This is a genomic window from Pseudoxanthomonas sp. Soil82 (assembly GCF_040446535.1).
GTDB lineage: Bacteria > Pseudomonadota > Gammaproteobacteria > Xanthomonadales > Xanthomonadaceae > Pseudoxanthomonas > Pseudoxanthomonas kaohsiungensis.
The window spans coordinates 460,180-470,873 of the sequence record NZ_JBEAAK010000003.1 but is presented as its reverse complement, the minus strand read 5'-3'; the positions used below and the strand labels follow the sequence as shown (position 1 = coordinate 470,873).

The 10,694-nt window shown below is 70.7% G+C and carries 11 protein-coding genes; 5 read left to right on the top strand and 6 right to left on the bottom strand.

The genetic code is table 11. The annotated features are described in order from the left end of the window. Positions 1 to 10: 10 nt before the first annotated feature. The 5 genes from hisH (at position 11) to ABKA19_RS11085 (ending at position 4,532) form a co-directional block, all read left to right on the top strand. Complete coding sequence (hisH, locus tag ABKA19_RS11105) at positions 11 to 601, top strand: imidazole glycerol phosphate synthase subunit HisH (protein WP_353689011.1); 591 nt, start codon at positions 11 to 13, stop codon at positions 599 to 601. Beyond that, on the top strand, positions 601 to 1,353 hold the full coding sequence (gene hisA / locus ABKA19_RS11100; RefSeq protein ID WP_353688950.1) for a 1-(5-phosphoribosyl)-5-[(5-phosphoribosylamino)methylideneamino]imidazole-4-carboxamide isomerase: 753 nt from the start codon (positions 601 to 603) through the stop codon (positions 1,351 to 1,353). The genes hisH and hisA overlap by 1 nt, the downstream gene beginning before the upstream one ends. After that, positions 1,347 to 2,120 (top strand): imidazole glycerol phosphate synthase subunit HisF, encoded by a 774-nt coding sequence (hisF, locus tag ABKA19_RS11095; RefSeq protein WP_353688949.1) that lies wholly within the window; start codon positions 1,347 to 1,349, stop codon positions 2,118 to 2,120. The genes hisA and hisF overlap by 7 nt, the downstream gene beginning before the upstream one ends. Next, positions 2,113 to 2,823 carry a bifunctional phosphoribosyl-AMP cyclohydrolase/phosphoribosyl-ATP diphosphatase HisIE gene (gene hisIE, locus ABKA19_RS11090; RefSeq protein WP_353688948.1) on the top strand — a complete coding sequence of 237 codons (711 nt, stop codon included), beginning with the start codon at positions 2,113 to 2,115 and terminating at the stop codon, positions 2,821 to 2,823. Before hisF ends, hisIE begins: the two co-directional genes overlap by 8 nt. A gap of 107 nt (positions 2,824 to 2,930) precedes the next feature. After that, positions 2,931 to 4,532 (top strand): calcineurin-like phosphoesterase C-terminal domain-containing protein, encoded by a 1,602-nt coding sequence (locus tag ABKA19_RS11085; protein ID WP_353688947.1) that lies wholly within the window; start codon positions 2,931 to 2,933, stop codon positions 4,530 to 4,532. A 163-nt stretch (positions 4,533 to 4,695) separates the two neighbouring features. Here the strand turns inward: ABKA19_RS11085 and yddG are convergent, their stop codons facing one another. From yddG to ABKA19_RS11055, 6 genes are all read right to left on the bottom strand, one after another. Further along, on the bottom strand, positions 4,696 to 5,565 hold the full coding sequence (gene yddG, locus ABKA19_RS11080; protein ID WP_353688946.1) for an aromatic amino acid exporter YddG: 870 nt from the start codon (positions 5,563 to 5,565) through the stop codon (positions 4,696 to 4,698). Between the two features lie 5 nt (positions 5,566 to 5,570). After that, complete coding sequence (gene mtnC / locus ABKA19_RS11075) at positions 5,571 to 6,269, bottom strand: acireductone synthase (protein ID WP_353688945.1); 699 nt, start codon at positions 6,267 to 6,269, stop codon at positions 5,571 to 5,573. Between the two features lie 63 nt (positions 6,270 to 6,332). Beyond that, complete coding sequence (locus ABKA19_RS11070) at positions 6,333 to 6,884, bottom strand: 1,2-dihydroxy-3-keto-5-methylthiopentene dioxygenase (RefSeq protein ID WP_353688944.1); 552 nt, start codon at positions 6,882 to 6,884, stop codon at positions 6,333 to 6,335. A 116-nt stretch (positions 6,885 to 7,000) separates the two neighbouring features. Continuing rightward, positions 7,001 to 7,645 (bottom strand): methylthioribulose 1-phosphate dehydratase, encoded by a 645-nt coding sequence (locus ABKA19_RS11065; protein ID WP_353688943.1) that lies wholly within the window; start codon positions 7,643 to 7,645, stop codon positions 7,001 to 7,003. A 10-nt stretch (positions 7,646 to 7,655) separates the two neighbouring features. After that, positions 7,656 to 8,957: an amino acid permease gene (locus ABKA19_RS11060; RefSeq protein ID WP_353688942.1), complete on the bottom strand. Its 1,302-nt coding sequence runs from the start codon at positions 8,955 to 8,957 to the stop codon at positions 7,656 to 7,658. A gap of 96 nt (positions 8,958 to 9,053) precedes the next feature. Further along, positions 9,054 to 10,526: an amino acid permease gene (locus ABKA19_RS11055; RefSeq protein ID WP_353688941.1), complete on the bottom strand. Its 1,473-nt coding sequence runs from the start codon at positions 10,524 to 10,526 to the stop codon at positions 9,054 to 9,056. Positions 10,527 to 10,694: the final 168 nt, after the last annotated feature.

Here is a 10,694-nt window from a genome sequence, read left to right as displayed (position 1 = left end):
CACGGGCAAGGTGGCGGTGGTCGATGCCGGCGGCGCCAACCTCGGTTCGGTCTGCTATGCGCTCGAGCGCCTCGGCGTGCGCCCGTGGGTGGTCGACGATGCGGCCGGGCTGGCCGGCGCCGACCGCGTGATCCTGCCCGGCGTGGGCGCCGCCCCGGAGGCGATGCGACGGCTGCGCGCGCAGGGGCTGGTCGAGCCGTTGCGGCAGCTCAAGACGCCGCTGCTGGGCATCTGCCTGGGCATGCAGTTGCTGTACGAAAGATCGGCCGAAGGCGAAGTCGAATGCCTGGGCCTGTTGCCGGGCGTGGTCCGGCACCTGACACCGGCGCTGGGCATCCGCGTGCCGCACATGGGCTGGAACCAGCTGCGCCCGCTGCGCCGTTCGCCGTTGCTGGACGGCGTCGGCGAGGGCGACAGCGCCTACTTCGTGCACAGCTATGCCGCGCCGGTGACCGCCGACACGGTGGCCGCCTGCGACCATGGCGGGCTCTTCACCGCGGTGGTGCAGCGGGGCCGGCACTGCGGCGCGCAGTTCCACCCGGAGCGTTCGGCCGGCACCGGTGCGCGGATCCTGCGCAATTTCCTGGAGATGGATTTCTGATGGGTTCGTTCACGCTCTATCCCGCGCTGGACCTGCGCGGTGGCCGCGTGGTGCGGCTGGCGCAAGGCGACTACGCCCGCGAGACGCAATACGGAGACGACCCCCTGCCGCGCGCCGCGGCGTTCGCCGCCGCCGGTGCACGCTGGATGCACCTGGTCGACCTGGATGCGGCCAAGGCCGGCGGCTACACGCTGGCGCCGCTGCTGGCCGACATCGCCCGCGACACCGGCCTGCAGGTGCAGACGGGTGGAGGCGTCCGCTCGCGCGAGGACGTCTTGCGGATCCTGGAGGCGGGCGCTTCGCGCGTGGTGGTCGGATCGCTGGCGGTGCGCGAGCCGGAAGCGGTGGCCGCGTGGCTGGCCGAGTTCGGAGGCGAGCGCATCACCGTTGCGCTGGACACCCGGCAGGATGCCGACGGTACCTGGAAGCTGCCGGTGCACGGCTGGACCGAAGATGCCGGCGGCACCCTCGACGCACTGCTGCCGGTCTACGTGCGCGCGGGCCTGCGCCACCTGCTGTGCACCGACATCGACCGCGACGGCATGCTCTCCGGGCCGAACCTGGACCTTTACCAGCACCTGCGCGCGCTGGCCCCGGGCGTGGCGGTGCAGGCGTCCGGTGGCGTGCGCGACGTCGACGACGTGCGCAACGCGCGACTGGCCGGCTGTTCGGGGGCGGTGCTCGGCCGTGCGCTGCTCGAAGGCCGGCTCTCGCTGGCCGACGCACTGGATGAGCAGGTGCTGCCGTGCTGAGCCGCCGCATCATTCCCTGCCTGGACGTGCGCGACGGGCGCGTGGTCAAGGGCGTGCGCTTCCGCGACCATGTCGACATGGGCGACATCGTCGAGCTGGCCTTGCGCTACCGCGACCAGGGCGCCGACGAACTGGTGTTCTACGACATCGGCGCCAGCCCGGAAGGGCGCTCGGTGGACTATGCCTGGGTCGAGCGGGTGGCCCGGCTGATCGATATTCCGTTCTGCGTGGCCGGTGGCATCCGCGACGTGGGCACCGCGCGCCGCGTGCTGCATGCCGGCGCCGACAAGATCTCGGTCAATTCGCCCGCGCTCGAGCGCCCGCTCCTGGTGTCGGAGCTTGCCGACGCGTTCGGCGTGCAGTGCGTGGTGGTGGGCATCGACTCGGTCCGCGAGCCCGATGGCCAGTGGCGCGTGCGCACCAACACCGGCGATCCGGAAAAGACCCGCGCACTGGGCGTGCGTACCCTGGACTGGATCGCCGAGGCCCAGCGCCTGGGCGCCGGCGAGATCGTGCTCAACTGCATGGACAGCGACGGCGTGCGTCGTGGCTACGACATCGCGCAACTGCGCCAGGCGCGCGACGTGTGCCACGTACCGCTGGTCGCCTCCGGCGGCGCGGGCGGGATGGATCACTTCGCCGAGGTATTCGACCAGGCCGACGTCGATGGTGCATTGGCCGCCAGCGTGTTCCATAGTGGGGCCATTCCCATCCCCGGCCTGAAGCGATTCCTGCGCGACCGGGATATCGAGGTGCGCGATGTCTGATTCCCTGGCTACGCATGCGAATGCCATTCCTGGCACGACGCCGGCGCCACGCGCGGTAGCGGGTCCGGCGCTGTTGCCCGAGTCGCTGGACTGGGACAAGGGCGATGGCCTGTTGCCGGCGATCGTCCAGGATGCCGACAGCCTGCAGGTGCTGATGCTCGGCTACATGGACCGCAATGCATTGCAGGCGACGCTGACCAAGCGCCTGGTCACCTTCTACAGCCGCAGCAAGCAGCGCCTGTGGACCAAGGGCGAGACCTCCGGGCACGTGCTTGAGCTGGTCGGCGTGGGCACCGATTGCGATTCCGATGCGCTGCTGGTCCTGGCGCGCCCGCGCGGACCGACCTGCCACCTGCAGCGCGCCAGTTGCTTTCCGAACTCGCCGGCCGTGGCCCAGTCGCCGGCTGCCGTCGCGACCGACATGGGTTTCCTCGGCGAACTCGACGCGCTGGTTGCCGGCCGCGCGCGTGAACGCCCGGAGGGCAGCTACACCACGCGCCTGTTCGAGGCCGGCGTGCGCCGGATCGCGCAGAAGGTCGGCGAGGAGGGCGTGGAGACCGCGCTGGCCGGGGTGTCGCAGAACGACGAGCAATTGCTCGGCGAATCGGCCGACCTGGTTTACCACCTGACCGTGCTGCTGCACGCGCGTGGCCTGTCGCTGGCCGATGCGGTCGAGGTGCTGGCGCTGCGGCACCGGGGCTGAGCTCGGCACATCGCACGGACAAGGTATCGCGCGTGGCCGGCGGCGTGGAGGTGGCTGCCGGGCCGGGCCCGCTCCTACAATCGCAGGCTCCCTTGCCCGAAGCCGCCATGCGGACCCGCTACCTGATCATCGCTTTGCTGGCCCTGGTGCCCGTCGTTCCCGCGCGCGCGCAGCCGGCCGCCACCGGCGCGAAGGTCGCCGTATCGGGCCATGTCTACCTGGACCGCGACGGCAGGCCCGGTCGTGGCAGCGCCGATGACGGCGTGGCGGACGTGGCCGTCTCCAATGGCATGCACATCGTGCGCACCGATGCGCAGGGACGTTTCCGCATCGACGCCGACCCAGGCGGACATGTGTTCGTGATCAAGCCCGCGGGCCATCGCTTCGTCGCCGCTGCCGATGGATTGCCCGCGTTCTGGCGCAAAGTGCCGGAGGCGGGCATCGTGGATCTGGATTTCGGCCTGGCCGGGGGCGCGCGACCGGGCAGCGCGACCGGCGGATCCGGCGCCGACGACGTCCAGGTGCTGCTGTTCACCGACCCGCAGGTCAAGGGCGAGCACGACATCGACTACTACCGGCGCGACATCGTCGCGCCGATCGTAGGCCGGCATCCGGCGGCGCTGGGCGTGACCCTGGGCGACCTGGTCGACGACGAGGTGCAGCTGTACCCGGCACTCAACGCGGTCACCGTGCAGCTGGGCGTGCCGTGGTTCCACGTGCCAGGCAACCATGACGTCGATCCGGGCTCGACCACCGATGCCGGTTCGCTGGCCAGCTGGACCGCGACCTACGGTCCGGATACCTACGCGGTGGAGGAGGGCGATGCGGCCTTCGTGTTCCTCGATGACGTGATCGTGCAGCCCGGGCAGGGCCCGGGCTACATCGGCGGATTGCGCGAGGACCAGTTCCAGTTCCTGGCCCGCTACCTGGCGCAACTGCCGCGCGAACGGCTGCTGGTGCTGGGCATGCATGTCCCGGTGTTCGACACCGGTGGCCGCGAGACCTTCCGCGCCGCCGACCGCGCGCGCCTGTTCGCGCTGCTCAAGGACCGGCCGCACGTGCTGCTGCTCAGCGGGCACAGCCACGTCCAGCAGCACTACTGGCATGCGGCCAGGGATGGCTGGCACGGCCCCGCGCCGCTGCACGAATACAACGTCGGCGCGGCCTGCGGCGCGTTCTGGTCCGGCGCGCCGGATGCGCAGGGCATTCCCGATGCGACCATGGCCGATGGCACGCCGAACGGCTATGCGGTGTTGACGGTGGGCGGGGACGGCGGCTACTCGCTGGCCTACCATCCGGCTCGCGCGCCGGTCGACCAGCCCGCGTTCACCCAGGCCATCGCATTGCACGCGCCGCGTTCGCTGCGGCGTGGAGCGTATCCGGCGTGGGGCGTGTTCGCCAACGTGTTCATGGGCGATGCCGACACGCGCGTGGAGTACCGGGTGGACGGTGGGCCGTGGAAGCCGATGCGGCGCGTGGAGCGCACCGATCCGCGGCTGCTGGTGGAGAACGTGGCCGACGACCTGGCCACGACGCTGCGTGGCTTCGATCGCTCTCCCGAGGCGGTGCCATCCACCCACCTGTGGCGCGGCGCATTGCCGACCGACCTGTCCGCAGGCGAGCACCGGGTGGAGGTGCGGGCGCTCGACCGCTGGAAGGGCGAGACGGCGGCGAGCACCACGTACTCGCTGCAGGACGCAGCGCCCTGACATGCAAAACGCCCCGGAAGGGGCGCTCCTGGCGTATCCGCGCGGCTGGCTGGCGAAAGGCTGGCTGGCAAGCGGTTGGCGTGGCGTGCCCGGGAAGGCGGGCTGGCTGCGTGGCGCGCAGTCCAGCCCGCCACGCCGGCCCTTGTTCGAACGCGAAGCGTCCTCAACCGTGGCGCCGCGAGCGCGTGCTCAGCCAGGCGCCGGCCAGCAGCAATGCCAGGGCCATGGCCTGGACCGGGTGCGGCTGCACGCGGCCGGACAGCACCAGCAACGCCGTGGACAGCAGCGGCGCGAGATAGGACAGGCTGCCCAGCAGGGCGATGTCGCCGCGCTTGGTGCCGGTATCCCACAGCCAGAAGGCCGCGCCGGTCGGGCCGATGCCCATCAACAGCAGCGCGCCCCACTGCAGCGGCGTGGGCGCCACGGTGGTCTCGATGGCCAGGTGCGCCAACGCGCCGAGCACGGCCACGCCGACGCAGGCCACCGTGATCGCCGCGCTGGGCACCTGCGCATGGCGCCGGTTGAGCACCGAATAGGCGGCCCAGACCACCGCCGCGGTGATCGCGGCCAGGTAGCCGGGCAGGTGGCTGGCGCTGACGGTCACGCGCTGGCCGCCGGTCACCAGCAGGATCGCCGCGGCCAGGCCCAGCCCGGTGCCGATCCACTGCAACGGGCGGATCCGCACGCCCGGCAGGAAGCCGGCGAAGACCACGATCAGCAGCGGCCACAGGTAGTTGAGCAGGTTGGCTTCCACCGCCGGCGCGCGCTTGAGCGCTATGAAATAGAGCGCGTGGTAACCGAACAGCGCCGTGGTGGACAGCGCCAGCGCCGAAACCGGCTGGCGCAGCTCGGACCATCCCGTCTTCCCGCGCAGGCCCGCGCGCACCAGGCCCAGCGCGCCGGCGACCGCGAAGGCGATCGCCAGCACCTGGAACGGCGGCAGGCCGTCGGTGGCCACCGTCAACAGGGCCAGCGACGACCACAGCAGGATCGCCAGCAGTCCGGCCAGGGTCGCGTTGCGGGAGGCGTCCACCGCGGCTAGAGCGGCAGTTCGACTTCGAGGAAGCTGGCCACGTGGGTGTGCCCGTGCGCGGCGTCGCCGGCGCGCGGCTGCGGGTAGTCCTCGGGACGATCGACCAGCACCGTCTGCATGCCGGCCGCGCGCGCCGCGTCCAGTTCCTCGACCACGTCGGACAGGAACAGGATGTCGTGCGCCTTCACGCCGATGGCGCCGGCGATGCGCGCGTAGCTGTCGGCCTCGCGCTTGCCACCGGTCTCGGTGTCGAACCAGCCGGAGAACAGCCCGGTCAGGTCGCCGGCGTCGCTGTGGCCGAAGAACAGCTTCTGCGCCGGCACCGAGCCGGAGGAGTACACGTACAGCGGCAGGCCGAGCGCATGCCAGCGCTGCAGCGTCTGCGCCGCGTCGGGATAGATCGGCGCGGTGAAGTCGGCGTTGCGGTAGCCGGCTTCCCAGACCAGGCCCTGCAGCGCCTTGAGCGCGGTGTGCTTGCGGTCCTGGTCGATCCAGCCCTGCAGCGTCTCCACGATCATCGCGTCCTGGCACAGGCCGCCGGCCTCGGTGGCCACCGCGTCCAGCCATTGCCGCACCTGCGGTTCGTGCCCGTGCTCGAGGACGAAGCCGGGCAGGGCGCGGCGCGCGTACGGGAACAGCACGTCGCGCACGAAGGAGATGGAGCTGGTGGTGCCTTCGATGTCGGTGAGGATGGCGAGGGTCATGGTCGGCCGGGACGTGGAGCGCCCCTCGATGCGAGGGGCGCGGGTGGATCATGCCGGTGGGGTTCAGGCCGCCGGTTCGTAGCGCGGGAACTTCTGCGCGATGTCGGTGCCGGTGAAGTGGCCGACCCAGCCATCCGGCTCGGTGAAGAAGCGGATCGCCACGAAGCTGGGTTCTTCGCCCATGTCGAACCAGTGCCTGGTGCCGTCCGGCACCGCGATCAGGTCGTCCTTCACGCACTCGATCTCGTAGACCTTCCCGTCCACGTGCAGGGTGAACAGGCCCGAGCCGGCGACGAAGAAACGGACTTCGTCTTCCTTGTGGAAGTGCTCGTCGAGGAACTTCCTGCGCATCTCGCCGCGGTTCGGGTTGTCCGGGGCGATGCTGACCACGTCCACGGTCTTGAAGCCGCGCTCGGCCACCAGCCGGTCGATGTCGGCGCGATAGGCGTCCATCACCTGCTCGGGGGTGGCGCCCGGCGCGATCGGCTGGTTGGCCTGCCAGCGCTCGAAGGTCACGCCGATCTTCTCCAGTTCGGCGGCAATGGCCGGCCCGTCGCTGCTGGCGAACAGGGGCTGGCCCGGATCGTTCTCGTCGAAGATGCGCAGTCGGCTCATGGAGGGTCTCGCTTGCGTTGGCGCGCGAGGCGCCGGGGGACCGCAAAGGTTACCAGCTGCGGCCGACGCCTCCGCCAACGCCGGCGCAACGGCCGGCGCCTGCCGCAGGATGGGACTCAGCCGCGCGCACCCAGCTTGCGCAGCTCCAGCTCGCTGGCGAACAGGAATTCGAACGCCTCCAGGTGCCGGCGCGCCTCGGCCATGGTCCGCCCCCAGGCGTACAGGCCATGCCCGTCGATCAGGTAGCCCCACAGCGGTTGGCGGTCCAGCAGGGCGTCGACCTGGGCGGCCAGCACCTTCATGTCCTGGGTGTTGGCGAAGACCGGCACGTCGATGGCCATCTCGTGGGTGCTGTTCCCTTCGAAAGCCTTGAGCAGCTCGTAGCCTTCCAGGCGGATGTGCCCGGCGCCGGCATACAGGCGCGAAGCCACCGTCTGCACCAGCGAATGGGTATGCAGCACGCAGCCCACTTCCGGGAAGCGGCGGTACAGCTGGGTATGCAGCAGGGTCTCGGCCGACGGACGCAGCGGCCGGCCGACGGCGCGGCCGTCGAAGTCCACGACCATGATGTCGTCCTCGACCAGCCGCCCCTTGTCGCGCCCGGACACCGTGATCGCCGCATGGGCGCCGTCCAGCCGCAGCGAGAAGTTGCTGCTGGTGGCCGGGGTCCAGCCCAGCTGGGCCAGCTCGCGCACGTTGGAGATGATCGACTCGGCGCGCTTGCGCAGGACCGCCGGGTCGTAAGGCAGGGGCTTGTTCATGGTGCGCAGTCTACCGCGCCGGCGGAGGTGGCCTGCGCGCGAACCCGCGGTAGGCGGCCCAGGCCAGCAGTGCGATCACCAGGCCGCCGACCAGGGTCTTGCCCGGCGTGGAGTAGACCAGCAGCCCGCAGGCCACCAGCGCGCCCATGCCCAGTACGCGTTCGCGCCGCGTTGCCGGGCGCTCCGGCGTGCCCAGCAGCAGGCTCAGGCCGGCGGCCGCGTAGGCCATCACCACCAGGATCACCACCATCTCGATCAGGGTCTCGAACTGGCCGGACACCGTCGGCGACATGGTCACCACCGCCAGCAGCGTCATCAGCGTGGCGATGATGAACAGCCCGGTGCCGGCCGAACCGTTGCTGCGCAGCCGTCCGAACACCGACGGCAGGAACCCGCGCTGGGCGGCGCGCGCGCCCGATTCGCCGGTCACCAGCATCCAGCCGCCCAGGGTGCCGGTGGCTTTCAGCGCCGCGGCGGCGGCGATCAGCGGTATCGCCCAGGCGCCGAACATCTTGCCGGCCACCAGCGCGAACGGTGCGCCGGACTCGGCCAGCTCGGCCACCGGCACGATGCCCATCATCAGCACCGAGGACACCAGGTAGACCACGCCGGCGATGGCGATGCCGCCCAGGGTCGCGCGGGGCACGTTGCGGTCCGGGTCGTCGACCACGCCGGCGACCATCGCCCCGGTTTCCAGGCCGACGAACGCCCAGAAGATCGGCGCCAGCGAGTGCATCACCACCGCCAGGTCCGACTGGCCCGACACGTTCCATGCGGCGCGGTAGAGCGCCGGGTCGAAGTAGGCCCAGCCGGCGGTGAGGATCACCGCCACGGGCAGCAGGCCCAGCACCACGCACATCGACTGGAAGCGCGCGATCGGGCGCGGCCCGAGCAGGTTCAGCGCGAACATCAGCCAGATCAGCGCGATCTGGCCGCCCAGGCGCACGCCGGGGCTGTCGTCGATCGGCAGCAGGATCACCAGGTAGCCGAACGCGGCCACCGCGATCGCGTTGTTGCCGATCCAAGAGGACACCCAGTACATCGTGGTGGCCAGGAAGCTGGCGTCGCGACCCAGCGACGGCCGCACGTAATCGTCGGGCGACTGCAGGTCCGGGTGGTGCCTGGCCAGCCGGGCGAAGGCGCCGCCGAGCATCATCGCCAGCACCGTGCACACCAGCCACGCCAGCGCGGTGACGCCGCCGGACTTGGCCAGCGTTGCCGGCAACAGGAAGAAGCCCGAACCGATCATGTTGTTGGCGACGACGAAGGTCGCCAGGACCGGGCCGATCTTGCGTGCGGTGGTTGCGCTCATCTGCGCCTGCTCTGGAGTGGAGGGCCCCGGCCGGGGGATGCGGGTAGTGGAAGCGACGCGGCCGGCGCTGGGCCGGCCGCATCGCAGTGGGCGGGCTCAGCCGCCGTTGCGTAGCTTGCTGTGCCGGTAGCCGTAGCCGAAATAGACCAGCATGCCCAGCGCGGTCCAGCCGACGAAGATCTTCCAGTGCTCGGTGAACGGCTGCCAGAACAGGTACAGGCACGCGAGCACGCCGAGCGGGCAGAGCACGACGGCGACCGGAACGCGGAACGGCCGCGGCAGCTCGGGGCGGGTGTAGCGCAGGATCAGCACGCCGGCGCAGACCGTGGCGAAGGCCAGCAGGGTGCCCATCGACACGAGCTCGCCGAGCACGTTCAGCGGCATCAGCCCGGCCAGGGCGCAGGCCGCCACGCCGACGATGATCGTGCCCACGTAAGGGGTCTGGTACTTCGGGTGGACCTTGCCGAACAGGCCCGGCAGCAGTCCGTCCTGCGACATCGAATAGAAGATGCGCGGCTGCGCCATCAGCATCACCAGGATCACCGAGGACAGGCCGGCGATGGCGCCGACCTCGGTGGCGGTCTTGAGCCAGGACAGGGTGGGGAAGGGCTCGATCGCGGTGACCACCGGCTTGGCCGTGCCCAGCAGCGAGTAGTGGGTCATGCCGGTCAGCACCGCGCACACGGCGATGTAGATGACGGTGCAGATCGCCAGCGAGCCGAGGATGCCGATCGGCATGTCGCGCTGCGGGTTCTTGGCTTCGCCGGCGGCGGTGGATACCGCGTCGAAACCGATGTAGGCGAAGAACACGATCGCCGCCGCGCGGGTCACGCCTTCGAAGCCGAACTTGCCCGGGCCCTGGTTCTCGGGGATGAAGGGGACCCAGTTGGCCGGGTCCACGTACTGGATGCCGAAGCCGAGGAAAGCGGCGATGACCGCGACCTTGATCGCGACCACCACCGCGTTGACCGTGGCCGACTGGGTGATGCCGACGTAGCACAGGCCGCTGACCGCGGCCACGATCGCGATCGCCGGCAGGTTGAACATCGCCCCCGTGCGGACGAATTCGGTGCCGTTCCAGTCGATCGGCGCTTGCGCCAGTGCGGCCGGGAAGGGCAGTCCGAGGGTGCTGGTCAGGAAGCTGACCAGGTAGCTCGACCAGCCGACCGCGACCGTCGAGGAGGCGAACAGGTATTCCAGGACCAGGCACCAGCCGATGAACCAGGCGGTGAACTCGCCCAGGGTCGCGTACGAGAAGGAGTAGGCGCTGCCCGATACCGGCAGCAGCGCGGAGAACTCGGCGTAGCACAGGCCGGCCAGTGCACAGGCGATGCCGGCCAGCACGAAGCTGAGCATGATCGCCGGGCCGGCATGGTTGGCGGCGGCCTGGCCGGTCAGGACGAAGATGCCCGCGCCAATCACCGCGCCGATGCCCAGCAGCACCAGGTGGCGCGCGGTCAGGGTGCGCTTGAGTGTGGCCTCGCCCTGCAGGCTGCCCTCGACCGGCTCGCCCGCGTCGACGTGGCCGGCCGGCGCTACCGGCTTGATGATGAATAGTCCCTTGGACATTAGGTGTGGTTTCCCCGGAAGAGCGGCCGTCCGATGCGCCTGAGTTGGATGGTTGCCGCTGTCGCCCCCGGCGGACGGCCCAAGCGCCGTACCTTGCCAAACGGCCCGAGTGATCACAAGCTGTGCCGCGGCGTAAACGGAGGACGGCGTGGCCGCCGCATCCGGCGG

Coding starts and splice junctions, on each gene's coding strand:
- ABKA19_RS11070 (WP_353688944.1), bottom strand. CDS start 6,884: ATGAGCCGACTGCGCATCTTCGACGAGAACGATCCGGGCCAGCCCCTG.
- ABKA19_RS11060 (WP_353688942.1), bottom strand. CDS start 8,957: ATGAGCGCAACCACCGCACGCAAGATCGGCCCGGTCCTGGCGACCTTC.
- hisA (WP_353688950.1), top strand. CDS start 601: ATGGGTTCGTTCACGCTCTATCCCGCGCTGGACCTGCGCGGTGGCCGC.
- ABKA19_RS11055 (WP_353688941.1), bottom strand. CDS start 10,526: ATGTCCAAGGGACTATTCATCATCAAGCCGGTAGCGCCGGCCGGCCAC.
- mtnC (WP_353688945.1), bottom strand. CDS start 6,269: ATGACCCTCGCCATCCTCACCGACATCGAAGGCACCACCAGCTCCATC.
- ABKA19_RS11085 (WP_353688947.1), top strand. CDS start 2,931: ATGCGGACCCGCTACCTGATCATCGCTTTGCTGGCCCTGGTGCCCGTC.
- hisIE (WP_353688948.1), top strand. CDS start 2,113: ATGTCTGATTCCCTGGCTACGCATGCGAATGCCATTCCTGGCACGACG.
- ABKA19_RS11065 (WP_353688943.1), bottom strand. CDS start 7,645: ATGAACAAGCCCCTGCCTTACGACCCGGCGGTCCTGCGCAAGCGCGCC.